This window comes from Burkholderia cepacia, from assembly GCF_029962485.1.
Taxonomy (GTDB): Bacteria; Pseudomonadota; Gammaproteobacteria; order Burkholderiales; family Burkholderiaceae; genus Burkholderia.
The window spans coordinates 1340445-1365174 of the sequence record NZ_CP073638.1; the positions used below are offsets into that span (position 1 = coordinate 1340445).

Below are 24730 nucleotides of genomic sequence, written 5' to 3' on the forward strand. Positions count from 1 at the left end.
CGTGTGCAGTCCGGCCCGCGGGCCGGACACGCAAGCGGATTTACTTGTCGAGCAGGATGCGCAGCATGCGGCGCAGCGGCTCGGCCGCGCCCCACAGGAGCTGATCGCCGACCGTGAAGGCCGACAGGTATTCGCCGCCCATCGCGAGCTTGCGCAGGCGGCCGACCGGCACCGTCAGCGTGCCCGTGACGTTCGCCGGCGACAGGTCGCGCATCGACGCTTCGCGCTCGTTCGGCACGACCTTCACCCAATCGTTCGCCGACGCGAGGATGCCGTTGATCTCGTCGAGCGGCACATCCTTGTTCAGCTTGATCGTCAGCGCCTGCGAGTGGCAGCGCATCGCGCCGATCCGCACGCACAGGCCGTCGACCGGGATCGAACCCGGCTCGCCCATTGCCGGCTTGCCGAGGATCTTGTTGGTTTCCGCGCCGCCCTTCCACTCTTCCTTCGACATCCCGTTGCCGAGATCCTTGTCGATCCACGGGATCAGCGAACCGGCCAGCGGCACGCCGAAGTTGCTGGTCGGCATCGCGTCGCTGTTCATTGCGGCCAGCACGCGGCGGTCGATGTCGAGGATCGCGGAAGACGGATCGGCGAGCTGCTCCTTCACCGCACCGTTCAGCGTGCCCATCTGCGCGAGCAGTTCGCGCATGTTCTGCGCGCCCGCGCCCGATGCGGCCTGGTAGGTCATCGCCGTCATCCAGTCGACGAGGTTCTCGCGGAACAGGCCGCCGAGCGCCATCAGCATCAGGCTGACCGTGCAGTTGCCGCCGACGAAGTTCTTCGTGCCCTTGACGAGCGCATCCTTGATCACGTCGAGGTTGACCGGATCGAGGATGATGACTGCGTCATCCTTCATCCGCAGCGACGATGCCGCGTCGATCCAGTAGCCGTTCCAGCCGGCCGCGCGCAGCTTCGGGAACACGTCGTTCGTGTAGTCGCCGCCCTGGCACGTGATGATCACGTCGCACTTCTTCAGCTCGTCGACGTTGGTCGCGTCCTTGAGCGTAGTCTCGTTTTTCGCGAACGACGGCGCCTTGCCGCCCGTGTTGCTGGTGCTGAAAAACACCGGTTCGATCAGGTCGAAATCGCCTTCTTCCTGCATGCGCTGCATCAGGACGCTGCCGACCATGCCGCGCCAACCTACGAGACCTACGTTCATGACTAACCCTTTGCTTTGAATGGAGCTTCCCCGCCATTTCCGTCCCCGCGTGACCGCGCGGGGAAACAGGCGGGCACGACGGCGATCAGCGTTTAATGATCGTTTTCGTGGTAATGGTTTTCGTGATGACGATGGCGCGCGCACCCGCACGGGCAGTGTTGCCGTGGAGTTTCAGGACCGGGGAGATCAGGGAAATCAGCGCCATCGTTCGAGTCTACACAAAGCCGGTGGCCCGCACAACGGCCAACCGTGGGCGAACCGGCCGATTTTCGCGGCCCGTTCGCACCCTTTCTACATTATCGGTGCCGCATCGCTTTACAGCGCCGCGACCACCGCGTCACCCATCGCTGCCGTGCCGACCTGCTGGCAGCCCGGCGTGGCGATGTCGCCCGTACGGTAACCTTGTTCGAGCACCGTTTTCACCGCGCGCTCGATGCGATCGGCCTGCTCCGCACGATTCAGCGAGTAACGCAGCATCATCGCGGCCGACAGGATCGTCGCGAGCGGATTCGCGATGCCCTTGCCCGCGATGTCCGGCGCCGAACCGTGCGACGGTTCGTACAGGCCCTTGTTGTTCTTGTCGAGCGACGCCGACGGCAGCATGCCGATCGAGCCCGTCAGCATCGACGCTTCGTCCGACAGGATGTCGCCGAACATGTTGCCGGTGACGATCACGTCGAACTGCTTCGGCGCCTTCGCGAGCTGCATCGCCGCGTTGTCGACGTACATGTGCGACAGCTCGACGTCCGCGTATTCCTTCGACACGTCGATCATGATGTCGCGCCAGAACTGCGACGTTTCGAGCACGTTCGCCTTGTCGACCGACAGCAGCTTCTTCGCGCGCTTGCGGGCCGCCTGGAACGCGACGTGGGCAATGCGACGCACTTCCGGTTCCGAATAGCGCATCGTGTCGAAGCCTTCGCGCTCGCCGGCGAACGGGCCGTCCGGCGCCGCACGCACGCCGCGCGGCTGGCCGAAATAGATGTCGCCGTTCAGTTCGCGCACGATCAGGATGTCGAGGCCCGCGACGAGTTCGGCCTTAAGCGGCGATGCATCGACGAGCTGCGGATAGCAGATCGCCGGGCGGAAGTTCGCGAACAGCTCGAGATGCTTGCGCAGCCCGAGGATCGCCTGCTCAGGGCGCAGCGCGCGCTCGAGCGAGTCGTACTTCCAGTCGCCGACCGCGCCGAACAGGATCGCGTCGGCTTCCTTTGCGAGCTTCAGCGTCGCGTCGGGCAGCGGATGACCGCTCGCCTCGTAGCCCGCGCCGCCGACCGGCGCCTGTTCGAGTTCGAACTTCTCGTCGAGTGCGTTCAGCACCTTCACCGCTTCATTGACGATTTCCGGACCGATGCCGTCGCCGGGCAGCACTGCAATCTTCATGCGAAATTCCTGACTGGGTAGGTTTTATGAGGCAGGCCGGCGAACGCGCCGCTGGCGCGCCCGCCCGAAAGGCACGATCAGCCGACCAGCTTGGTGTTGAGCCACGGCTGCTTCACGAGCCGCTCGGCTTCGAACTGGCGGATCTTGTCCGCATGGCGCAGCGTGAGGCCGATGTCGTCGAAGCCGTTCAGCAGGCAGTACTTGCGGAACGCGGTGATCTCGAACGGATACTCGCGGCCGTCGCCCGAACGCACGACCTGTGCGTCGAGGTCGACCGTCAGTTGAAACCCGTTGAACGCAACCGTCTCGTTGAACAGGTGATCGACCTGCTGCTCGGTCAGCACGATCGGCAGCAAGCCGTTCTTGTAGCAGTTGTTGAAGAAGATGTCCGCGAAGCTCGGCGCGATGATCGCGCGGAAGCCGTACTGCTGCAGCGCCCACGGTGCGTGCTCGCGCGAGCTGCCGCAGCCGAAATTCTTGCGGGCGATCAGCACCGACGCGCCCTGGTAGCGCGGCTGGTTCAGCACGAAGTCGGGATTCAGCGGACGCTTCGAGTTGTCCTGGCCCGGCTCGCCGTGATCGAGGTAACGCCATTCGTCGAACGCGTTCGGACCGAAGCCCGTGCGCTTGATCGACTTCAGGAACTGCTTCGGGATGATCGCGTCGGTGTCGACGTTCTCGCGATCGAGCGGCGCTACGACGCCGGTATGTACAGTGAATTTTTCCATGATCCGTCTATCCGGTTGAAGGGCCGGCGTTCAGCCGGCGCACATCGACAAATCCTCGGCGGGCCGCGTCATTCCGCGGCGCGCTTGATCGCGCTGCCGGCGGCGTTGACGTCCTGCCCGAAGCCCTGGACGGTATTGCAGCCCGCGAGGCCGAACCCCAGCCCCGCCAGCGCCAGCGCGGCAACCAGCCGCGCAATGACCTTCGATGTCGTCACGCGTTACCCCAGCTGGCGAATGTCGACGAAGTGACCTTCGATCGCCGCGGCTGCCGCCATCGCGGGGCTCACGAGGTGCGTGCGACCGCCCGCGCCCTGCCGGCCCTCGAAGTTGCGGTTCGATGTCGACGCGCAGCGCTCACCCGGATCGAGCCGATCGGCGTTCATCGCGAGGCACATCGAGCAACCCGGCTCGCGCCATTCGAAGCCGGCATCCGTGAACACCTTGTCGAGCCCTTCGCGCTCGGCCTGCGCCTTCACGAGGCCCGAGCCCGGCACGACCATCGCGAGCCGCACGTTCGATGCGACACGACGGTTCAGTTTCTTCACGACATACGCGGCCGCGCGGATATCTTCGATCCGTGCGTTCGTGCACGAGCCGATGAAGATCTTGTCGACCTTGATCGATTCGATCGGCGTGTTCGGCTCGAGCGCCATGTACGCCAGCGCGCGCTCCATCGCGTCGCGCTTGACCGGATCCTTCTCGCGCTCGGGATCGGGCACGCGACCGTCGATCGACGTGACCATTTCCGGCGACGTGCCCCACGTGACCTGCGGGACGATCTCGGCTGCATTCAGCTCGACCACACGGTCGAACTGCGCGCCGTCGTCCGACTTGAACTGGCGCCAGTATTCGACGGCCTGATCCCATTCCGCGCCGGTCGGCACGAACGGGCGGCCTTTCAGGTAATCGACCGTCGTATCGTCGACCGCGACCATGCCCGCACGCGCGCCGGCTTCGATCGCCATGTTGCAGACGGTCATGCGGCCTTCCATCGTCAGCGCGCGGATCGTCGAGCCGCCGAATTCGATCGCGTAGCCCGTGCCGCCTGCCGTGCCGATCTTGCCGATGATCGCGAGCACGATGTCCTTCGCGGTACAGCCGCGCGGCAGCGTGCCCTCGACCTTCACGAGCATGTTCTTGCTCTTCTTCTGCAGCAGGGTTTGCGTCGCGAGCACGTGCTCGACTTCCGACGTACCGATGCCGTGTGCGAGCGCGCCGAACGCGCCGTGCGTCGACGTGTGCGAATCGCCGCACACGATCGTCATGCCCGGCAGCGTCGCGCCCTGTTCCGGCCCGATGATGTGGACGATGCCCTGGCGCACGTCGTTCATCTTGAACTGCGTGATGCCGAACGCATCGCAGTTCGCGTCGAGCGTGTCGACCTGCAGCTTGGAGACGGGATCGGCGATGCCGTGGCTGCGGTCCGTGGTCGGCACGTTGTGGTCGGACACGGCGAGGTTCGCGCTGATGCGCCACACCGGACGCTGCGCCATCTTCAGCCCTTCGAACGCCTGCGGGCTCGTGACTTCGTGCAGCAACTGACGGTCGATATAGAGCAGGGTCGTGCCGTCTTCCTCGGCGTGGACCACGTGGGTGTTCCACAGTTTGTCGTAGAGAGTCTGTGCCATGGGTATGCGGGGTCGTTGTGACTACAAGCCTTGCGGATGTGGTCGATTATGCCACGCAGCACGCGTCCCGGCGCAGGCCGGATGCGAAAAAACCCATTAAAAACAGTGGTTTGGCTGGTAGTCGCAATACCTGTATCGGCATTACCCGGCAAAACGGGGCACGCACGATCCGTGCGGACGACGATCGCGCGGATGCGTCGCCCGGATCTCGTGCCGCGCCCCGCGGCCGGCGGCGTCAGCCGTTCGGGTACTCGCGGTTGATCAGGTCGAGCCGCAGCATCGCGAGCTGCATGCCGGCGTTGCTCAGCAGGTAGAGGTCGCGCCGCCGCATGGCCGCCATCTGCGCGGACGTGTCGTAGAGCGACGGCAGCGTGAAGCCCGCCGGCGCCGCCGCCTGCATCCCCGCCGTATTCGACGCGCGCACGGCGAGCGAAGCCTGATCCGCATGCGTGACGACGCCGACCTTGCCGAGCGCCGCGGCCGAGCCGGCCTGCTTGACGATTGCGGCGACGACGCCGTCGGGGGTCGGTATCGGGCTGCCGGCCGCCAGCGCAGGTGTCGCAATCGCCGTCACGCCGGCCGTCAGACCGTATTTCGACGCGAGCACGCTGGCGATGTCCTGCTGCGCGAAGATCGGCGCCGCGACCTTCTGCCGAAGCTGGAACACGACGTCCGCAATCGCCTCGTTGACGGGGCCCGGTACGGGTGCTGCGGCCGATGCCCCGGCGCGGTTGCCGAAACTGAACGCGGCGATCGTATTGATGGAAGCCGCGGCGACGGTCGGCGGCGTCCACGAGAAAAACGTGTCGAGCAGATAGCCGGTTTCGTCGGTGGCGGTCGCGCGATCGTTCAGTTCGTTCGTCAGCTTGCCGAGCATCTGGCGCTGCAGTTCTGCATCGCTGGCAGGCGCGTCGCTCGCGAACACGGGCGTGGCGGCCGCGCACGCCGCGGCAAGGACGGAGGTGGAAGCCAGGAAATGGCGACGGGTATTCATGGTCATGAGAGTCGTATGGGAAGCGGAAGGCATCAGCCCTTCGGGAACGCCTGCATCGTCGCGGTCACCGCGCGCGTCAGCATCTGCGCATACATGTCGTGCACGAGGTAGAGGCTGCGGTTGCGCGTCCACGGCTGGCCCGACTGCGGGTCGTACGTCGTCGGCAGCGCTACCTCGGCGACGGCAGCCGCCTTCATGCCCGCCTGCTGCGACGTCTGGATACAGCGCTTCGCGTGATCGCGGTGGCCAACCACCGCGACGGTGCCCATCGCCGCCGCTCCGCCCGCCCGCGACACGGCCACAGCCGCGACGCCTGCGGTGCTCAGGTACACGATCGAACCGTCGGTCGCGATCACCGGTTCGACCGACGACAGCACGTCGGCGCCCATTCCGTATTTCGACACGAGGAAACGCGCGATTTCCCACTGTGCATAGACCTTGACGGGCTTCAGTTGACGGATGCGGTACACGGCGTCCGCGAGCGCTTCGTTCACGGGCCCCGGATCGGGCAGCGCCGACTGGTTGCCGCCGGTGCTCGACGTGTTGCCACTCGCCGCGTTCGGACGATTGCCGAAGCTGTACGCGACGATCGCGCCGATCTGCGCGGCCGGCACCGTCGGCAGGTCCCACGTGAAGCCGACGTCGGTCATCGCCGGGACGATCGCGTTGACGACCGCCGCATCGCCGAGCTGCGCGTTCAGCTTCGCGGACATCTGCGCGGCGAGCGCGCTGTCGGTGATCGGCGCCGACGTGACGTCGTCGCCACCGCATGCGCTCAGCAGTGACGACGCCGCGACGGCTGGCGCGGCGGCAAGGAATTTTCTTCGGGACGAAGCCGGGGAATGCTGACTCATGGGCACGATACGCAATGATGCGAACGACGACCGCGCCTGACGACAGGCAGGGTCAATGGCATTCGCAGGTTCAAGGGGAAAGGCAATCGGGCGAGTTCGCGTGAACCGGAATCGCGGCGCGCCACCGATCGACGAAGCGCGATCCTAGGCGGCGTTGGTTAAATTGCGGTGAAAACACTGGTCGAATCCGTTCGATTGCCGCGCCGTTTCACCGGCGGGCGATCTTGTTTCACATGCGGTGAGCGAATCGCCCGTTTGTTTCGCCGGTGGCGCGCTCGCGACCGGTACGGGGTTTCGACATATCGACACCCGCGCTACGATGGCGCAATACACGTCCCCACGATCCGGACCCGGAGCCCACCACGATGAAGCTCGGCCTGAACGAATCGCTCGCGCGCCTCGACGACGAAGGCACGCTGTTCACGACATTGTTTCGCCACGGCTCGCTCGACGTCGAGCTGTACCGTCCGCGCGTCGAGGACATGCAAACACCGCACACGCGGGACGAGATTTACGTGATTGCCACCGGCACGTCGCGCTTCGTCGTCGACGGGCGCGAATGCGACGTCGCGGCCGGCGACACGCTGTTCGTCCCCGCATTCGCGGCGCACCGCTTCGTCGGCTTCTCCGACGATTTCTCGACCTGGGTGTTCTTCTACGGCCCGGAAGGCGGCGAGCGCGCGTGACCCATGATGCGCGCGGCGCTTCTCCCGCGATCGCCTAGACTGTCTATTCGCAACGGGCGGCGCGCGGCCGCCCGGTCGTCACGATGCCGACGGCATCCGGTTCAACGAACAGGAAGACAGCATGCGATATGAACTCTATTACTGGCCCGAGATTCAGGGCCGCGGCGAGTACGTGCGGCTCGCGCTCGAGGCAGCCGAAGCCGACTATGTCGATGTCGCGCGCGAATCGGGGCGCGGGATGGGCGTGCCGGCGATGATGCGCATGATGGACAGCACGAAGGCCGAATGCGTGCCGTTCGCGCCGCCGTTCCTGAAGGCGGGCGAAGTGGTCGTCGGGCAGACGGCGAACATCCTGCTGTTTCTCGGCGCGCGGCTCGGGCTCGCACCCGACGACGAAGCCGGCCGGCTGTGGGTGCACCAGCTCCAGCTGACCGTCGCCGATTTTGTCACCGAGATCCACGACACGCATCACCCGATCGCCAGCGGCCTGTATTACGAGGACCAGAAGGCGGAAGCCGCCGAGCGTGCAGCCGATTTCCTCGAGAACCGGCTGCCGAAATTCCTCGGCTACTTCGATCGCGTGCTCGGACAGAATCCGCACGACAGCGGCTATCTCGCGGGCACCGCGCTCAGCTACGCGGACCTGTCGATGTTCCAGCTGATCGAAGGCCTGCGCTATGCGTTTCCGAAGGCGATGAAGCGCGCGGAGCGGAAAGTCGCGGCGCTCGTCGCGCTGCATGATCGCGTCGCGCAGCACCCACCCGTCGCGCGCTATCTCGTGTCGGCGCGCCGCATCCCGTTCAACGACATGGGGATTTTCCGCCACTATCCGGAGCTGGACACCTAGCGGTGCGGTGACCGATCACGCTTGCGCGGCGACCGCAGTCTCATGCAGATGGCGCCACACGATCAAGCCATCCGCCTCGCGCCGGAACACGACCGTCGAGCGCCGCATCGTGCGCCGCCCTTGCGCGTCGGTCTGCGCCTCGCGATAGCCGATCGTCGCGCCATCGGCCCAGACGGCATGCGCGCGCAACTCGTCGATATCGATCACCAGCCCGGGACGCGCGCCGTGACCGTGTGAAAACAGCGCATCGACGCCCGCGTAATCGAGCACCGTGCCCGACATCGTGATCATCGAAAATCCCGGCGAGAAACGCGCCATCAGCGTCGCGAGCCGCTCGGGGCCGGCACGGCCGGACAACCAGCACGCGATGTCGGCAACGGTATCGACGACTTCCTTGAAATACGGATTCGGCAAATTCATAAGGCTCTCAGGTTCTCACGAGTGGGATGAAACGGGTTGCGCGAGCGGCGCATGATGCGCGGGAAGCCGTGCGATCAGGCAGAGCGGCAGCAAGGTCAGCAGGACCGCCAGCCCGAAGCACCAGCGGTACGGCGCGAGCGACGGGCCGCCCGCGTCGAGTGCCAGCAACGCATTGAGTGCGCTGCCAAGAACGGCCACGCCGACGCAAAAGCTCAACTGGCGGTTGATGTTCCACAGCGCGCTCGCGTCGCCCATCCGGTCGGCGGGCACGTCGACGAACGCCGCGCTTTGCGACGTGCTCGTGCACAGGCTCGCGCCGAACCCCATCGCCGCGAATGCCGCGATGCGCACGGCTTCAACGCCGGCCCACGGCGTCGCGAGCAGTGCGATGCCGACGCAATCGATCGCGATGCCGTATGCGAACAACGGCTTCGCGCCGTGGCGTGCGAAGCAGCGGCGCGTGGTCGCGATCGCGAAGAACGCCGCGATCGCCCACGGCAGCATCAGCGCGCCGGCATGCGCAGCGCTCAATCCGAGCGCGTTCTGCAGGTAGAGCGACGCGACGAGGTTGACGCCCGTAAAGATGCCCGGCACGCACAGATAGACCACCACGCCGGTCCGCAGCAACGGTTGTGCGAGCAGGCGCAGGTCGACGACGGGCGACCTGGCACGACGCGCATGCGCCGCATAGCCGGCGCCTGCCGCGGCCGCGACGGCCAGCATCGCGAGCGGGAAACCCGCGCCGCCGGGCTGCCCCGCCGCGGTCAGCCCGAGCAGCAGCGCGACGAGCGTGGCCGCACTCAGGCCGAGCCCCGGCCAGTCGAGTCGCGGCGGCCGGTCGCGCACGCCGTCGCGCGGCAACCAGGCGAACGCGAGCGCGCAGGTCGCGGCCGCGATCGGCAACATCGCGAAGAAGATCCCGCGCCACGACCCGCGATCGACGATTGCCCCGCCGATCGCAGGCGACAGTGCCGGCACGAGCAGCGCGACCATCATCACGATCGACGTGAGCCGCGCCCGTGCCTGCGGCGGATATGCGCGATAGGCCATCGTCTGCCCGACCGGAATCAGCAGCCCGCCGCCAAGCCCCTGGACCAGCCGCCACGCGAGCAGCGCCTCGATCGACGGCGACGCGCCGACGCCGGCACTGCCGAACCCGAACAGCAGCAACGATGCGGCGAACACGCGCCGCTCTCCGCAGCGGCGCGCGAGCCACGTGCCGAACGGAATCACGACGGTCAGGCCGAGCACATACATGTTGCCGACCCACGCAAGCTGCGCGACCGACGCGTGCAGTTCGCGCTGCAGCGCCGGATACGCGGCGTTCAGCATGAACATGTTCGCGAGGTCGATCGCGAAGCCGAGCAGGTAGACGGCGGCGATTCTGGAACGGTCTGGCATGGCGGCGGGAACATCACGAAACGCCGCAGTGTAGAAGCCGGCGCGTACGTCGGTAAGCGGCCGGATTCGACGGGTCCCGTCGAAATTTTTTGACAATCGGATCGCGCCGCGACGACGCCGCACCCGGAGGCACATTCGGGTACCCTTCGAGCAATCCAACGCATAGACAGGACCCACGCCCCAACCATGGTGAGCCTCGATCGTTTCGCTGTATTCCGTGCCGTGGTCGAAGCCGGTTCGTTCACGGCCGCCGCAACCGCGCTGAACCAGGCGCGGGCGGCCGTCAGCTTCAACGTGAAGCAGCTCGAAGCCGAGCTCGGCGTCACGCTGCTCACGCGGACGACCCGGCGTGTCGAGCTGACCGACGCAGGCGAGCGTTTCTACCAGCGCTGCCTGCGGGTGCTCGAAGAAGCCGAAGGTGCGATCGACGAGGTGCGCGGCGAGCATGGCGGGATGCAAGGCATCCTGCGCGTGACGTCGACGGTTGAGTATGCGGCGCGCGTCCTCGCACCGATGCTGCATGCGTTCACCGCGCGGCATCCCGCGTTACGCGTGCGGCTCGAAACGCATACGTCGCAGGCCGATCTCGTGCGCGACCGCTTCGACGTCGCGATCCGGCTCGGACGCCACGAGCACTTTCGCGACCTGCCCTATCGCGGCGCCTGCCTTGCTACCTACGACGTGCTTGCCGTGATGGCGCCCGACCTGCCGGCGAGGGCCGGGCTCCCGCAACCGGTATCGCCCGGCGACCTCGCCCGCCTGCCGCAACTCGGCCACAGCCGGCTCGAGCGGATCGCCGAATGGACGCTCACCGATCGCGCGGGCAACCAACATGCGTTTCGACCGGCCACGAAGCCTCGCGTCGTCGTCGACAATGCATCGGTATTGAGTGAACTCGCGCGCCAGGGCAGCGGCGTTGCGCTGCTGCCCGAATGGCTCGTGCGCGACGATCTCGACAGCGGCGCCCTGGTCGATGCGCTGCCCGCCTTCCGGTTTCCGCAGCAGAACGTCTACGCGCTGTACGTCGCGACGCGGCACGTGCCGCAGAAAGTGCGCGCGTGGGTCGACTTCATGAAGGAGCAATTGCAGCTCGTGCACTGAGCGCGGTTTGCGCGCGTCGCCGCGCGCGGGCCGCCACGGCAAAGCCGGCCGTACGACACGACCGGCTTCGGTTGCCGCGCTTTCAGTGCGGGTGCCCGTGCTGCGAGGCCGTCGCATCGATGGCCTCGACCGAACGCGTCAGCCACGGCCCGATGTCCATCTCCTCGTAGCGCACGAGCCGGCTCTTGCGCGCACGGCGGTACGCCCACCAGATCGCGACGAACAGCGGAATCCACACGTAGATCGACAGCACTTCCATCCAGTCGATGCGCGCCGCGAAGAACGCCTGGTAATCCTGCCCGAGCGAGATCACGATGCAGATCGCGATCGCGAACAGCGGCCCGAACGGAAACCATTTCGCGCGGTACGGCAACTGGTCGAGCCGGTAGCCCTGCTTCAGGAAGCCCTTGCGGAACCGGTAATGGCACACCGCGATGCCGAGCCACGCAATGAAGCCCGTGATGCCGACCGTATTCAGCAGCCACAGATAGATGCTCTGGTTGTTGGTCAGCGACGTGAGGAAGCACAGCCCGCCAACGGCCATCGTCGCATACAGCGCGTTGCGCGGCACGCCGCCCGGCGACAGCGTCGCGAACATTGCCGGCGCGCGCCCTTCCGCTGCCAGGTTGTACAACATCCGCGTCGCCGCATAGGTGCCGGAATTGCCGGCCGACAGCACGGCCGTCAGGATCACCAGATTCATCGCACCGGCGGCGAGCGGGAAGCCCGCATGGCTGAACACCAGCGTGAACGGGCTCACGCCGATGTCGGTCACGTCGCTCTTCAGCAGGTTCGGGTCGGTGTACGGCACGAGCAGGCCGATCACGAAGATCGCGAACACGTAGAACAGCATGATCCGCCAGAAGATCTGCTTCACCGCGCGCGGGATCGTCTTGCGCGGATTCTCCGATTCACCGGCCGTGATTCCGACCAGCTCGGTGCCGAGAAACGAGAAGCCCGCGATCAGCGCGACGCTCATCATCGCGTGCATGCCGCCGACGAACGGCGCATCGCCCGTCGTGAAGTTGCGCAAGCCGACCGGATGCCCGGTGCCGATCAGGCCCGCGGCGATCAACAGCCCGGCCGCGATGAACGCGACCACGGTGACGACCTTGATCAGCGAGAACCAGTACTCCGATTCGCCGAAGCCGCGCACCGACAGCGTATTGAGCAGGAAGATCAGCACGAGGAAGCCCGCGCCCCACCAGATGCCGGGCACGGTCGGAAACCAGTAGCGCATCACGATCTGCGCGGCGACCAGCTCGATCGCGATCGTCACGGCCCAGCTGTACCAGTAGGTCCAGCCAAGCGCGACGCCGAAACCTTCGTCGACGTACTTCTCGCCGTAGGTCGCAAACGAACCCGATACCGGCATCAATGCGGCCATCTCGCCGAGGCCCGTGACGACGAAGTACACCATCAGCCCGATCGCGATATACGCGGCGATCGCCCCGCCCGGCCCCGCCTGTGCGACCGACGCGCCCGACGCGACGAACAGCCCCGTGCCGATCGATCCGCCGATCGCGATCATCGCGATGTGACGGCCCTGCAGACGGCGCTTGAGCGTCGTCCCGGACGGCGCGGCCGTCTCCACTGCCGCTTGCATAGCATCCATAGTGTTCACCCTGATTGGATTCGGGTCAGCCGATTTGATTCGGATTCCAAATCGACCAGCCTGGTCATTCGCCTCGAAACCGGCCCTGCCCGGCCGGCCGCATCACACGACGCTGCGCTTGATCGCCTGCAGTTCGGCCGTGGTCACGATCTTCTCGATCCGGAACCGCGGGCTTTCCAGCCACACGTTCGCGATCCGCCGGTACTCGTCGAGATCCTCGCACGCGAGCCGCACGAGAAAATCGAACGTGCCGCTGACGAGCCAGCAATCGAGCACGGCTGGATTCGCGCGCATTTCGTCCTCGAACGGCGCCTGCGAACGCCCGTGGTCGGCCAGCACGATCTGCGCGATCACGACGATCGGCTTGGTCGCGCGCGGCGCCTTGATCACCGCCCGGTAGCCTTCGATCACGCCGAGCGCCTCGAGCCGCTCCACGCGCGCCTGGCAGGGCCGCGGCGTGAGGTTCACGAGCTCGGACAGCTTCCGGTAGGAAATCCGCCCGTCGGTACGCAGGATATCGAGGATCCGGAGATCGATCTTGTCGAGCTGCATCTTCTTGTCGGTCATCCGCGTTCGCTCCGGTCGGATCGTGGCTGGTGCGCGGAACGTCGCCTTGTCCGCGCGGGGGCCACATTATCCGGCCGAAGCGGCCGCGCGCCAATCGGCTAGAACCGCAGCGACAGGCAGGTCAGGCCGCCGTCCATCTTGCGGAACTCGCTGGTGTCGATCACGTGCAGCGGCATGCCGAGCGATGCGATCGCGTCATGGACGCGCGGATAGCCGGCCGGCGTGATCAGCGTGCCGTTCACGCGCAGCGTATTGCCCGCGTACTCGTCGGCGGCCGAGATCGCGATCCGGCGATAGTCGGCGAACGCCGGATGCGCGGCCAGCGCTTCGGTCACGAGCAGCGTGTCGTCGCCGAGCGCGTTGACGACCGACTTCAGGTGCAGGCCGGCGCCGACCGGCACCGCGACGACCGAGTAGCCGTAGCGCGACACCAGCGATTCGAACGCGGCAATGCCTTCGGCATCGGTGCGGCCCGTCAGGCCGATGAAGAAGCGCTTGCCGACCTGCATCACGTCACCGCCGTCGAGACGGCCGTCCTGCATCGGCAGCAGGTCGCGATGTGCGGCGAGCGCCGCTTCGATATGCACCGTCTCGCCACGCCGCGCGGGTGCGCCCGGTCGCGTGATCACCGCGAATTCCGGCGTCACGACCGCGGTGTCCTCGACGAAGTGCGAATCGGGGAACGCGTCCAGCGGCGGCAGTTCGGTCAGCTCGACGCCGAGCGTGCGCAGCGCGTCGCAGTAAGCATAGAACTGGGTGAGCGTCTTGTCGTAATCGGGCGCGCCGAGTTCGGCGGTGGTCAGGCCCGCGCCGCAGGACGGCGCGGGACGGCGAACGATCGCTTGCGTGAATTGCATCGACTCCTCCATGATCTGCGCCGCACCCTTGCGGCGCAAGGGCCGGCGGCGTTGTGTCCGGACCATTATCGGAAGCCAAATTGCGCAATTCGTGTCGATTTCGACTCCGCTGACAGCCGATTGCGTCGAATTGCGCGCGGCACGCAGCGGATTCGGCAAACGGTGGTTCGCCGCATCGCGAACGGCCGCCTGCGCACGCGGCGCGGCCGTTACGCGCCGGGCCCGAACCCCATCTGCGCGCGGCCCAGCGCCGTCAGATCGCCCTCCCCGCCGCGCCCGCCGAATTCGACCTCGAAATGGTCGGCCGGGAAATCGGGCGGGCTTTCGCCGCGCAGGAACGCGGACCGCTGGCGCTGCAGGTACGCGTCGTTCTTCGCGCAGCCCGGTGCCGCGGCGATGTACATCACGTTGCTGTCGCCGCTGCCGCGGTGTGCATCCTCGACCGCGTGCACGACGTCGCCGTGCCAGAACACCGCGTCGCCGGGCTCCATGTGCGGGATCGGCACCAGCGCGTCGAGCAGCAGCGCATGCCATTCGGGCCGGATCGACAGCGCACGGCCCGGACGCGCGCCGCACAGATCGTCGTCGGCGACATCGTCCTGCAGCGCGCGCAGCACGACGTAGGCCATCGCGTTCGCGACCGGGATCAATTGCAGCGTGCCGTCGCCGGGCCCTTGAGGCGTCAGCGCGGTCCAGCCCTGGAACGTGCGGAACATCGAGCAGACGGCCGGCGACGGAATCTCCTCCACGTCGGGACGGAACGCGGCATCGAACGGATTGTAGTCGCGCCAGCGCCCGGCCAGCACGTGACGGTAGACCTGCCGGAAGTTCGCGCCGAGCCAGCGCTCGACGGAGCCGCCGTCCACGTGCGGCGACAGCCCGAGCGACGACGAACCGGGCGGCCGGCGGCGAATCCGGTCCGCATAGGCCGGCACCTGGTCGGGATCGAAATGCATGCTTGCGGCATCCGCATGCCGCCACAGGCAGTTGAGGAACACGCGCGCCTGCGTCAGCGCCGGCGACTGGCGCGCGGCCACCTGCGGCTTCGACCAGTAGACGCCGTAAATCTGCGGCTTGCCCGATGCGAGATTGCCGAAATAGCGGTCTTCTGCACGCGCATTCAACCGGTCGGCGAAGCGGTTCGTGTCCAGATACGCGCCTATCTCGTCGTTCCAGTCGCTCGCCTGCCGTGCATCGAACACGCCGCGAATCACGACCGCGCCATGCGTACGGATCGCGGCAATCGCGCGGGGATCGACGGCTCCGCCCGCGATATCCGCGAACGGCACGACCGGAATCACGTCATCGCCGTGTGCGTGCGCACGGCGGATCGCATCGACCTGCCGCGCGATGTCGCCCTCCAGCTCGCGGAACGACGCCGCATAACCGGGCAGGTCGGCGCGCAGCGCTCGTTTCGCCGCGCGGATCGCGGCCGGCAGATCGTCAATCGTCAGTTGCATCGGGGACTCCTCGCTGAAGCGTGTCGTGATGTGCTACCAGCGTACGGCCGGCACGCGACCGCCATCACCCCTATCCGGCCAACTATCGATACAATCCTGACAAATGCATGTTACTCCGGGCGATGACAGACCACGCAGAGCTTGTTGCCGTCCGGATCGCGAAAATAGGCGCCGTAGTAGTCGCGGTGATAGTCCGGCCGCAGGCCCGGCGGCCCTTCGCAGGTGCCGCCATGCCGCAGTGCGAGCGCGTGGCAGCGATCGACATGCGCGCGGGTCGGCGCAGCGAACGCGATCGTGTGGCCATTGCCCGGTTGGGGCGCGCGGCCGTCGAGCGGCTGGCCGAAGAAGAACAGCGGCCGATCCGTGTCGGCCGGCATCCAGCCCGACCAGCCGTCCGGCTCGCGGAATTTCAGGCGCAGCCCGAGTTCCGCGAACAGCGGCGCGTAAAAATCGTAGGCACGTGCGGTGTCGCTGACGCCCACGCAGACATGTGAAAACATCGCATCGCTCCGTCGTGACGAATGCTCTCGATCATGCCACGGCGCGGTGCCCGCCCTCACCGGGAGGCCGCGATGAAACCGCAGTACGAGCACGTGACGTTCGCGCCCGGCTGTTCGATCCGCGTGTATCACCGCCAGCTCGCGCGCATCCCGTTCGAGTGGCATCGCCATCCCGAGTACGAACTGACGCTGACGCTCAACAGTTGCGGCCAGCGCTTCATCGGCGATCACGTCTCGCGCTACGCGGACGATGACCTCGTGCTCGTGCCGCCCAACCTGCCGCATACGTGGTCGTCGAACGCGCGAATCGAGCGCGAGGCGCCCGAAGTCGCACTCGTCGTCTGGTTCGACGGCGACTGGGTACGGCGGCTGGCAGATTGCTGCCCCGAATACGCGCCGCTGCGCTCGCTGCTGCGACGCGCGGCACCGGGCCTGCGTTTCGACGTGGAAGCCGCCCGTGCGATGCGCGCCCGACTGCCGCAGCTGCTCGATCCGTCGCCGCGCACGCGGCTCGCGGCCACGCTCGACACGCTCGCCGATCTCGCGCAGGCCGGTGGCGAGCCGCTCGCCACCGCGCATGCGTACGACCGGCCCGACGGCACCGCACCGGCCGTCGACACAGCCGCGCCCGAAGCCGAACGCCTCGACCGCGTGCTCGACGCGATCGACCGGCACTTTCACGAACCGCTGCGCATCGACGCGCTCGCCGCTGCCGCGCACCTGTCCGAACGCACGCTGCAGCGCCTGTTCGTCCGGCATCTCGGCGAAAGCGTCGGCCGCTACGTGCAGCGGCTGCGGCTTGCGCACGCGTGCCGTCATCTCGTCGGCACCGACTGGCCGATCGCAACGGTGGCCGCGCGCTGCGGCATTCCGAATACCGCGAACTTCAACCGCCAGTTCCTCGCCGCGCGCGGGATGACGCCCAGCGCATACCGGCAGTTCTTTCTGCGGCACGGCCACGCGCCCGACAATGAAGCGCCGGCACTCGACACACGCCCGCCGTCGCTGGAGCGCCGCACCGATCCGGCGCCCCAATGAAAACACCCCGACGGGCGGACCCGTCGGGGTGTCTTGGCGTTGCGTTTTGCCCGACGCGACCGGCCTGCCGGCCGTTCGCGCGGCACACGACTTAACGTGCGCTGATCGGCTTCGCTTCGCGCGGCGTATCGCCGATGAACAGCTGACGCGGACGGCCGATCTTCTGCTCCGGATCGCCGATCATTTCGTTCCACTGTGCAATCCAGCCGACCGTACGTGCCATCGCGAAGATACACGTGAACATCGACGTCGGGATGCCCAGCGCGCGCTGGACGATGCCCGAGTAGAAGTCGACGTTCGGGTACAGCTTGCGCGACACGAAGTATTCGTCTTCCAGCGCGATCTTCTCGAGCTGCATCGCGAGCTTGAACAGCGGGTCGTCGTGCAGGCCCAGTTCGTTCAGCACTTCGTAGCACGTTTCGCGCATCAGCTTCGCACGCGGATCGTAGTTCTTGTACACGCGGTGGCCGAAGCCCATCAGCTTCACGCCCGAATTCTTGTCCTTCACCTGCTTGATGAATTCGGGGATGTTGTCCGGCGAACCGATCTGCTCGAGCATGTTCAGCGCGGCTTCGTTCGCACCGCCGTGCGCCGGGCCCCACAGACACGCGATACCGGCCGCGATACATGCGAACGGGTTCGCGCCCGACGAGCCGGCCAGGCGGACCGTCGACGTCGATGCGTTCTGCTCGTGGTCGGCGTGCAGGATCAGGATGCGGTCGAGTGCGCGGACGAGCACGTCGTTGACCTTGTACTCTTCGCACGGGTTCGAGAACATCATGTGCATGAAGTTCGCGCTGTACGACAGCGAGTTCTTCGGATACACGAACGGCTGGCCGATGCTGTACTTGTACGCCATCGCGACGAGCGTCGGCAGCTTCGCGATCATGCGGATCGCCGACACTTCACGGTGACGCGGATCGTTGATGTCGAGCGAGTCGTGGTAGAACGCGGACAGCGCGCCGACTGCGGCGACCAGGATCGCCATCGGGTGCGCGTCGCGGCGGAAGCCACGGAAGAAGAAGTGCATCTGCTCGTGCACCATCGTGTGCTTCGTGACGGTGTCGACGAATTCCTTCTTCTGCGCTTCGTTCGGCAGCTCGCCCTTCAGCAGCAGGTAGCAGCTTTCGAGGAAGTCCGCGTTTTGCGCGAGGTTGTCGATCGGGTAGCCGCGGTACAGCAGCTCGCCCTTGTCGCCGTCGATGTACGTGATCGCCGAATTACAAGCTGCCGTCGACATGAAGCCCGGGTCGTACGTGAACTTGCCGGTCTGGCCGTACAGCTTGCGGATGTCGATTACGTCCGGGCCCATCGTGCCCTTGTAAATCGGCAGTTCGACGCTCGGCGAGTTGTCGCTGAACGATAGCGTGGCTTTAACATCAGACGGAGTCATGGCACATCCTCAATCGAAATAAAGAAACGGGATTCGATAACGGGCACAACGTGTCACACATCGGCGTTACACGTTGCGCAGCATCTCCAACAGCCGGTGAATGTCCGGGCTGCCTAGGTCGCCTTCTGGTTCCTTGCGCGCGAGGAGCAAGTCCATCAGGTCGTTGTCGCTCAGATCGAGCAGGCGCGACAACGCGCCTACGTCTGCATCGGTGAGGTCATGCTCGTATCTGCTGAAGAAACGCTCGAAGATGATGTCGTTTTCCAGCAGACCCCGCCGCGCGCGCCAGCGAAGGCGCGCGCGGCGGTGCGGGTCGGATTGATGCGAATCGTCGCTCATTGCAACCCGGCCTTAAACCGCGCGGCGGACCATCAGTTCCTTGATCTTGCCGATCGCCTTCGTCGGGTTCAGGCCCTTCGGGCAAACGTCGACGCAGTTCATGATCGTGTGGCAACGGAACAGACGGTACGGGTCTTCCAGGTTGTCGAGACGCTCGCCGGTGGCCGTGTCGCGGCTGTCCGCGATGAAGCGGTAAGCCTGCAGCAGGCCGGCCGGGCCGACAAACTTGTCCGGGTTCCACCAGAAGCTCGGGCACGACGTCGAGCAGCTCGCGCACAGAATGCACTCGTACACGCCGTCGAGCTCGTCGCGCTCTTCCGGCGACTGGAGGCGTTCCTTCTCCGGCGGCGGCGCGTCGTTGATCAGGTACGGCTTGATCGAGTGGTACTGGTTGAAGAAGTGCGTCATGTCGACGATCAGGTCGCGCACGACGGGCAGGCCCGGCAGCGGACGCAGCACGATCTTCTGCGGCAGGTCGTTCAGGTTCGTCAGGCACGCGAGACCGTTCTTGCCGTTGATGTTCATCGCGTCCGAACCGCACACGCCTTCACGGCACGAACGGCGGAACGACAGCGTCTCGTCCAGTGCCTTCAGCTTCACCAGTGCGTCGAGCAGCATGCGTTCATGCTGGATCTCGAGCTCGTACGTCTGCATGCGCGGCGCTGCGTCCTTGTCCGGATCGTAGCGGTAGACTTCAAAAATGCGTTTTGCCATTTCGGATTCCTTTGACTCGGCTTAGAACGTGCGCGGCTTCGGCGGCACGGATTCGACCGTCAGCGGCTTCATTTGAACCGGCTTGTAGTCGAGGCGATCGCCCTCGCTGTACCACAGCGTGTGGCGCAGCCAGTTCTCGTCGTCACGGTGTTCGTAGTCGCTGTGAGCGTGCGCGCCACGGCTTTCCTTGCGTGCTTCCGCCGACACCATCGTGGCGCGAGCCACTTCGATCAGGTTCTCCAGCTCGAGCGCTTCGACGCGCGCGGTGTTGAACACCTTCGACTTGTCCTTCAGGTGGATGTTTTCCACGCGCGCTGCCAGGCCGGCCATCTGGTCGACGCCTTCCTTCAGCAGTGCCGACGTGCGGAACACGCCTGCGTGCTTCTGCATCGTCGCGCGGATGTCGTTCGCGACGTCCTGCGTGTATTCGCCCGAGGTCGACTTGTCGAGCTTCGCCAGGCGCGCCAGCGAGTATTCGCCTGCGTCGGCCGGCAGCGGCTTGTGTTCCTTCTGGTTCTTCACGTGCTCGACGATGTGGTTGCCGGCCGCACGGCCGAACACCACGAGGTCCAGCAGCGAGTTCGTGCCCAGACGGTTCGCGCCGTGCACGGACACGCACGAGCATTCGCCCACTGCGTAGAAACCGTTGACCGGCTCCTTGTGATCGCGCGACGTGCCGACGACCTGACCATGGATGTTGGTCGGGATGCCGCCCATCTGGTAGTGGATCGTCGGGACGACCGGGATCGGTTCCTTGATCGCGTCGACGTTCGCGAACTTCAGCGCGATTTCGCGGATCGACGGCAGACGCTTCATGATCGTCTCGGCGCCGATGTGCGACAGGTCGAGCAGCACGTGATCCTTGTTCGGACCGACGCCGCGACCTTCCTTGATTTCCTGGTCCATCGAACGCGACACGAAGTCACGCGGCGCCAGATCCTTCAGCGTCGGCGCGTAGCGCTCCATGAAACGCTCGCCGTTCGCGTTGCGCAGGATACCGCCTTCGCCGCGCACGCCTTCGGTGATCAGCACGCCCGCGCCGGCCACGCCGGTCGGGTGGAACTGCCAGAACTCCATGTCCTGCAGCGCGATGCCCGAGCGTGCAGCCATGCCGAGGCCGTCGCCGGTGTTGATGAACGCGTTGGTCGATGCCGCGAAGATCCGGCCTGCGCCGCCCGTCGCGAACAGCGTCGTCTTGCCTTCCATGATGTAGACGTCGCCCGTCTCCATCTCGAGGGCCGTCACGCCGAGCACGTCGCCTTCCGCATCGCGGATCAGGTCGAGCGCCATCCATTCGACGAAGAACTGCGTCTTCGCTTCGACGTTCTGCTGGTACAGCGTGTGCAGCAGCGCGTGACCGGTACGGTCGGCGGCCGCGCAAGCGCGCTGGACCGGCTTCTCGCCGTAGTTCGCGGTGTGGCCGCCGAACGGACGCTGGTAGATCGTGCCGTCCGCGTTACGGTCGAACGGCATGCCGAAGTGCTCGAGTTCGTACACGACGTTCGGCGCTTCACGGCACATGAATTCGATCGCGTCCTGGTCGCCGAGCCAGTCGGAGCCCTTGATCGTGTCGTAGAAGTGGAAGTGCCAGTTGTCTTCGCTCATGTTGCCGAGCGACGCACCGATACCGCCCTGCGCGGCCACCGTGTGCGAACGCGTCGGGAACACCTTCGACAGCACGCCGACCGACAGGCCCGCGCGCGACAGTTGCAGCGCCGCGCGCAAGCCGGAGCCGCCCGCGCCGACGATCACCACGTCGAACTTGCGGCGCGGGAGGTTGGATTTGATTGCAGCCATTCTTTACACTCTCCAGAGAATCTGCGCGGCGTAGCCCGCACATGCGAGCAGCCAGACGATGGTCAGCGATTGCAGCAGCAGGCGCACACCGACGGGCTTCACGTAGTCCATCCAGATGTCGCGCACGCCGACCCATGCGTGGTAGAAGAGGGAAAGCAGCATCACGAAGGTTGCGAGCTTCATCCATTGCGCGGCGAAGATCGATGCCCAGCCTTCGTACGAGAAATCGTGCGCGCCGAAGAACAGGGCGAGCAGGATGACCGTGTAGACTGCCATGATCGTGGCGGTGATGCGCTGCGCAAGCCAGTCGCGCAGGCCGTAATGAGCGCCGACGACGAGGCGCTTCGAGCCGATTCGGTTATTGGCTGCCATTTTCTTAGAATGCTCCGAACAGTTTGAGTGCCATGGCGATCGTCAGGGCGATCGAGACGACAAAGACGACGACTGCCGTCCGCTTGCCGCCTTCCTTCGTGACGGCGTCGTGGTTGACGTCCATCAGCAGGTGGCGAATGCCGGCGCAGAAATGGTGGAAGAAGGCCCACGACAGTGCGAGGACGATCAGCTTGACGATGATGTTGGAGAGGAAAGCCTTGAAGACTTCGAAGCTGAGCTCGGACGTCAGGCTCTGGTCGAAGAGGAACAGCAGGAACGGCAGGAACAAGAACAGCAGCGCGCCGCTGACTCGATGGAGAATCGACAATATCGCTGCCAGCGGCATGCGATATTTCATCGTGATATCGCCGAATCCGATGTTCCGGTATTCCGGCCTCGGCTTTCTTACTGCATCAGTCATGCTAGACCCCTACTATGTTGTCACACTAATCCGCGATTTTAGCGCCTTTTTATATCGCGCTGCAGCGAAAGTCTGCTCTGGATAGTTGCGCGAACAAGAACAAAGGCGGCCCGAAACATGCTTCGCGAGCGTGGGAATCGCGAAGCACTCGGCCTGAGCCGAAACTGCTCAACTCAAGTCATTCTGATAGTAGTACCCGGTTGTGACATACCAGCCGCGACGCACTTCCACCGGCCGGTCTCCGTATGTATAGGACACACGCTCGACCGACAGCAACGGAAAACCCGCGGGCACATGCAGCAGGTCGGCCACCGACGGCTCGGCCGCGACCGCGCGAATCTTCTCCGTCGCGCGGATCATCCGCGTGCCGAACTCCGTCTCGAACATCGCGTAGAGCGGCCCCTTGTACTCGCTCAGCCGCTCGAACGTCAACCCGCGGAACATCGCGCCCGGCAGCCAGATCTCGTCGAGCACCGTCACTTCGTTCTCGAACTCCAGCAGGCGGCGCACCTGCACGACCGGATCGGCCGGCTTCAGGTCGAGCTGCCGCGCGATCTCGGCCGGCGCACGCAGGCGGCGACATTCGAGCAGGCGGCTCACGTGCGGGTGTTCGGCACCGTCGTCGGCCAGCAGACGCAGGAAACGGAACTGCGCGCGATCCTCGTTGTGCGTTGCAACAAAAGTACCCTTGCCCTGCCGCCGGACCACGAGGTTTTCGGCGGCCAGTTCGTCGATCGCCTTGCGAACGGTGCCCTGGCTGACCTTGTAGCGGGCCGCGAGCTCCACTTCGCTCGGGATGATCTCGCCGGGCTTCCATTCACCGGTTTCGAGACTTTGCGTGATCAATGACTTAATCTGCTGGTATAACGGGCTGAACGTCGGCGACGGCGGCGCCGCAGGCGAAGGTGCGGGATCGCCCGCGCCCGGCTGCCCTGGGCTGCCTGCGCCGGTCTGATTCGCGGTATTCGCCTGGTTCGATGTCATGGCGCGCATTTCATCACAAACCGGACTTTTAAGTCCACTCAATTTCCGCAAAACATCTGTCTTATATAAGACATATGATACCGTTTGACTTTGAGCCGGACGGCTCCTACACTCCCGGTCGAGCAAGGGTTCGCGGGTGCAACAGCGCGTCCCCGGCTACGTGCCACGGCCGTCTCCAGGTTCACCGCGTCTGCCATCGCGAGTCCTCCGCCCTGCTTCAATGCAACGCTACGCACAACGCGCATAGAATGGCGTTTTCGCTAGCGTCCAACGCTTCACCCGTCCTGGAGATTTTCAATGGCTAAGCCCGCAAAGCGCGTTGCCGTCACCGGCGCCGCAGGTCAAATCGCTTACTCCCTGCTGTTCCGCATCGCGAACGGCGACCTGCTCGGCAAGGATCAGCCGGTCATCCTGCAACTGCTCGACCTCCCGCAAGCCCAAGGCGCCGTCAAAGGCGTCGTGATGGAACTCGACGATTGCGCGTTCCCGCTGCTCGCGGGCGTCGTGATCACCGACGATCCCAAGGTTGCATTCAAGGATGCAGACGTCGCGCTGCTGGTCGGCGCACGTCCGCGCTCGAAGGGCATGGAGCGCAAGGACCTGCTGTCGGCAAACGCTGAAATCTTCACGGTTCAGGGCGCTGCACTGAACGAAGTCGCCAGCCGCGACGTGAAGGTGCTGGTCGTCGGCAACCCGGCGAACACGAACGCCTACATCGCGATGAAGTCGGCGCCGGATCTGCCGAAGAAGAACTTCACGGCCATGCTGCGCCTCGACCACAACCGCGCGCTGTCGCAACTCGCCGCAAAGTCGGGCAAGCCGGTCGCGTCGATCGAGAAGCTCGCCGTGTGGGGCAACCACTCGCCGACGATGTACCCGGACTTCCGCTTCGCGACCGCCGAAGGCGAATCGATGCTGAAGCTGATCAACGACGACGTGTGGAACCGCGACACGTTCATCCCGACCGTCGGCAAGCGCGGCGCGGCGATCATCGAAGCGCGCGGCCTGTCGTCGGCAGCGTCGGCAGCCAACGCTGCGATCGACCACGTCCGTGACTGGGTGCTCGGCACGAACGGCAAGTGGGTCACGATGGGCATCCCGTCGGACGGCTCGTACGGCATCCCCGAAGACATCATCTACGGTGTGCCGGTCGTTTGCGAAAACGGCGAGTACAAGCGCATCGAAGGCCTGGAAATCGACGCGTTCTCGCGCGAGAAGATGGACGGCACGCTGGCCGAGCTGCTCGAAGAGCGCGATGGCGTCGCCCACCTGCTGAAGAACTAAGCATCACGCGCCCTTGCCGGGCGGCCCTCGGGCCACCCGGTTCCGGCCCGGGCCGGCGCCAGCCGCCGGCCCTGCCGAACGATCCGATTCGCGCACGTTTTGCCGCCCCGCGCCCGCCGCGCACCGGCCCAGAACCTGCCCGAATCCGATTTTCTCCACGCTGACACGCTCCCCTGACGTCGAAG

General features: G+C 65.7%; 27 protein-coding genes. 5 read left to right on the forward strand and 22 right to left on the reverse strand.

Annotated features, from left to right (window positions below):
- Nucleotides 1-40: 40 nt before the first annotated feature.
- The 8 genes from asd to KEC55_RS22345 all read right to left on the reverse strand — a co-directional run bounded on the left by asd (nt 41) and on the right by KEC55_RS22345 (nt 6749).
- A complete protein-coding gene (asd, locus tag KEC55_RS22310) occupies nt 41-1162 on the reverse strand; it encodes an aspartate-semialdehyde dehydrogenase (protein WP_282510844.1) in 1122 nt (373 codons plus the stop codon).
- Nucleotides 1163-1247: 85 nt separating this feature from the next.
- Nucleotides 1248-1367: a hypothetical protein gene (locus tag KEC55_RS22315; RefSeq protein WP_006756675.1), complete on the reverse strand. Its 120-nt coding sequence runs from the start codon at nt 1365-1367 to the stop codon at nt 1248-1250.
- 110 nt (nt 1368-1477) lie between these two features.
- Entirely contained in the window at nt 1478-2545 is a 1068-nt protein-coding gene (gene leuB, locus KEC55_RS22320) for a 3-isopropylmalate dehydrogenase (protein ID WP_282510873.1), read from the reverse strand.
- A gap of 77 nt (nt 2546-2622) precedes the next feature.
- On the reverse strand, nt 2623-3273 hold the full coding sequence (leuD, locus tag KEC55_RS22325; RefSeq protein WP_176045926.1) for a 3-isopropylmalate dehydratase small subunit: 651 nt from the start codon (nt 3271-3273) through the stop codon (nt 2623-2625).
- Between the two features lie 68 nt (nt 3274-3341).
- Nucleotides 3342-3488, reverse strand: coding sequence for an entericidin A/B family lipoprotein (locus KEC55_RS22330; RefSeq protein ID WP_282510878.1), 147 nt, complete (start codon nt 3486-3488; stop codon nt 3342-3344).
- Between the two features lie 3 nt (nt 3489-3491).
- Complete coding sequence (gene leuC / locus KEC55_RS22335; protein WP_282510881.1) at nt 3492-4901, reverse strand: 3-isopropylmalate dehydratase large subunit; 1410 nt, start codon at nt 4899-4901, stop codon at nt 3492-3494.
- Between the two features lie 235 nt (nt 4902-5136).
- The gene (locus KEC55_RS22340) at nt 5137-5895 is read right to left on the reverse strand and encodes a Tat pathway signal protein (RefSeq protein ID WP_282510884.1); all 759 of its coding nucleotides are present in this window, start codon (nt 5893-5895) and stop codon (nt 5137-5139) included.
- A 32-nt stretch (nt 5896-5927) separates the two neighbouring features.
- Nucleotides 5928-6749: a hypothetical protein gene (locus tag KEC55_RS22345; protein WP_282510886.1), complete on the reverse strand. Its 822-nt coding sequence runs from the start codon at nt 6747-6749 to the stop codon at nt 5928-5930.
- 365 nt (nt 6750-7114) lie between these two features.
- Between KEC55_RS22345 and KEC55_RS22350 the strand changes: the two genes are divergently transcribed.
- Together KEC55_RS22350 and KEC55_RS22355 are read left to right on the forward strand one after the other, a co-directional pair.
- Nucleotides 7115-7435, forward strand: a complete 321-nt coding sequence (locus tag KEC55_RS22350; RefSeq protein WP_282510888.1) for a cupin domain-containing protein — start codon at nt 7115-7117, stop codon at nt 7433-7435.
- 121 nt (nt 7436-7556) lie between these two features.
- Entirely contained in the window at nt 7557-8282 is a 726-nt protein-coding gene (locus tag KEC55_RS22355; protein ID WP_282510890.1) for a glutathione S-transferase, read from the forward strand.
- A 15-nt stretch (nt 8283-8297) separates the two neighbouring features.
- Here KEC55_RS22355 and KEC55_RS22360 read toward each other — a convergent pair whose 3' ends face one another.
- Both KEC55_RS22360 and KEC55_RS22365 read right to left on the reverse strand, forming a co-directional pair.
- The gene (locus KEC55_RS22360) at nt 8298-8702 is read right to left on the reverse strand and encodes a DUF4440 domain-containing protein (protein ID WP_282510892.1); all 405 of its coding nucleotides are present in this window, start codon (nt 8700-8702) and stop codon (nt 8298-8300) included.
- 15 nt (nt 8703-8717) lie between these two features.
- Nucleotides 8718-10103 carry an MFS transporter gene (locus tag KEC55_RS22365; RefSeq protein ID WP_282510894.1) on the reverse strand — a complete coding sequence of 462 codons (1386 nt, stop codon included), beginning with the start codon at nt 10101-10103 and terminating at the stop codon, nt 8718-8720.
- Between the two features lie 186 nt (nt 10104-10289).
- Between KEC55_RS22365 and KEC55_RS22370 the strand changes: the two genes are divergently transcribed.
- Complete coding sequence (locus KEC55_RS22370; protein WP_282510895.1) at nt 10290-11204, forward strand: LysR family transcriptional regulator; 915 nt, start codon at nt 10290-10292, stop codon at nt 11202-11204.
- Between the two features lie 82 nt (nt 11205-11286).
- Here KEC55_RS22370 and KEC55_RS22375 read toward each other — a convergent pair whose 3' ends face one another.
- The 5 genes from KEC55_RS22375 to KEC55_RS22395 form a co-directional block, all read right to left on the reverse strand.
- Nucleotides 11287-12819, reverse strand: a complete 1533-nt coding sequence (locus tag KEC55_RS22375; protein ID WP_282510897.1) for an amino acid permease — start codon at nt 12817-12819, stop codon at nt 11287-11289.
- A 102-nt stretch (nt 12820-12921) separates the two neighbouring features.
- Nucleotides 12922-13386, reverse strand: a complete 465-nt coding sequence (locus tag KEC55_RS22380; protein WP_021158710.1) for an Lrp/AsnC family transcriptional regulator — start codon at nt 13384-13386, stop codon at nt 12922-12924.
- Nucleotides 13387-13484: 98 nt separating this feature from the next.
- Nucleotides 13485-14243, reverse strand: a complete 759-nt coding sequence (locus KEC55_RS22385) for a dimethylarginine dimethylaminohydrolase family protein (protein WP_282510899.1) — start codon at nt 14241-14243, stop codon at nt 13485-13487.
- Between the two features lie 209 nt (nt 14244-14452).
- Nucleotides 14453-15703 carry a DUF1479 domain-containing protein gene (locus tag KEC55_RS22390; protein WP_282510902.1) on the reverse strand — a complete coding sequence of 417 codons (1251 nt, stop codon included), beginning with the start codon at nt 15701-15703 and terminating at the stop codon, nt 14453-14455.
- Nucleotides 15704-15813: 110 nt separating this feature from the next.
- The gene (locus KEC55_RS22395; RefSeq protein WP_282510903.1) at nt 15814-16203 is read right to left on the reverse strand and encodes a VOC family protein; all 390 of its coding nucleotides are present in this window, start codon (nt 16201-16203) and stop codon (nt 15814-15816) included.
- A gap of 72 nt (nt 16204-16275) precedes the next feature.
- Between KEC55_RS22395 and KEC55_RS22400 the strand changes: the two genes are divergently transcribed.
- Complete coding sequence (locus KEC55_RS22400) at nt 16276-17241, forward strand: AraC family transcriptional regulator (RefSeq protein ID WP_282510904.1); 966 nt, start codon at nt 16276-16278, stop codon at nt 17239-17241.
- 91 nt (nt 17242-17332) lie between these two features.
- Here KEC55_RS22400 and gltA read toward each other — a convergent pair whose 3' ends face one another.
- From gltA to KEC55_RS22435, 7 genes are all read right to left on the reverse strand, one after another.
- Nucleotides 17333-18634 (reverse strand): citrate synthase, encoded by a 1302-nt coding sequence (gltA, locus tag KEC55_RS22405; protein ID WP_176045940.1) that lies wholly within the window; start codon nt 18632-18634, stop codon nt 17333-17335.
- 66 nt (nt 18635-18700) lie between these two features.
- Nucleotides 18701-18973: a succinate dehydrogenase assembly factor 2 gene (locus tag KEC55_RS22410; protein WP_282510908.1), complete on the reverse strand. Its 273-nt coding sequence runs from the start codon at nt 18971-18973 to the stop codon at nt 18701-18703.
- Between the two features lie 12 nt (nt 18974-18985).
- Complete coding sequence (locus KEC55_RS22415) at nt 18986-19687, reverse strand: succinate dehydrogenase iron-sulfur subunit (protein ID WP_006479352.1); 702 nt, start codon at nt 19685-19687, stop codon at nt 18986-18988.
- 21 nt (nt 19688-19708) lie between these two features.
- Nucleotides 19709-21484: a succinate dehydrogenase flavoprotein subunit gene (gene sdhA / locus KEC55_RS22420; protein WP_176045941.1), complete on the reverse strand. Its 1776-nt coding sequence runs from the start codon at nt 21482-21484 to the stop codon at nt 19709-19711.
- A gap of 3 nt (nt 21485-21487) precedes the next feature.
- A complete protein-coding gene (gene sdhD, locus KEC55_RS22425; protein ID WP_174911332.1) occupies nt 21488-21856 on the reverse strand; it encodes a succinate dehydrogenase, hydrophobic membrane anchor protein in 369 nt (122 codons plus the stop codon).
- A 4-nt stretch (nt 21857-21860) separates the two neighbouring features.
- Nucleotides 21861-22277 carry a succinate dehydrogenase, cytochrome b556 subunit gene (gene sdhC / locus KEC55_RS22430; RefSeq protein WP_034185792.1) on the reverse strand — a complete coding sequence of 139 codons (417 nt, stop codon included), beginning with the start codon at nt 22275-22277 and terminating at the stop codon, nt 21861-21863.
- A 168-nt stretch (nt 22278-22445) separates the two neighbouring features.
- On the reverse strand, nt 22446-23270 hold the full coding sequence (locus tag KEC55_RS22435; protein ID WP_081051930.1) for a GntR family transcriptional regulator: 825 nt from the start codon (nt 23268-23270) through the stop codon (nt 22446-22448).
- Nucleotides 23271-23558: 288 nt separating this feature from the next.
- Between KEC55_RS22435 and KEC55_RS22440 the strand changes: the two genes are divergently transcribed.
- On the forward strand, nt 23559-24545 hold the full coding sequence (locus tag KEC55_RS22440) for a malate dehydrogenase (protein WP_175841728.1): 987 nt from the start codon (nt 23559-23561) through the stop codon (nt 24543-24545).
- Nucleotides 24546-24730 lie beyond the last annotated feature (185 nt).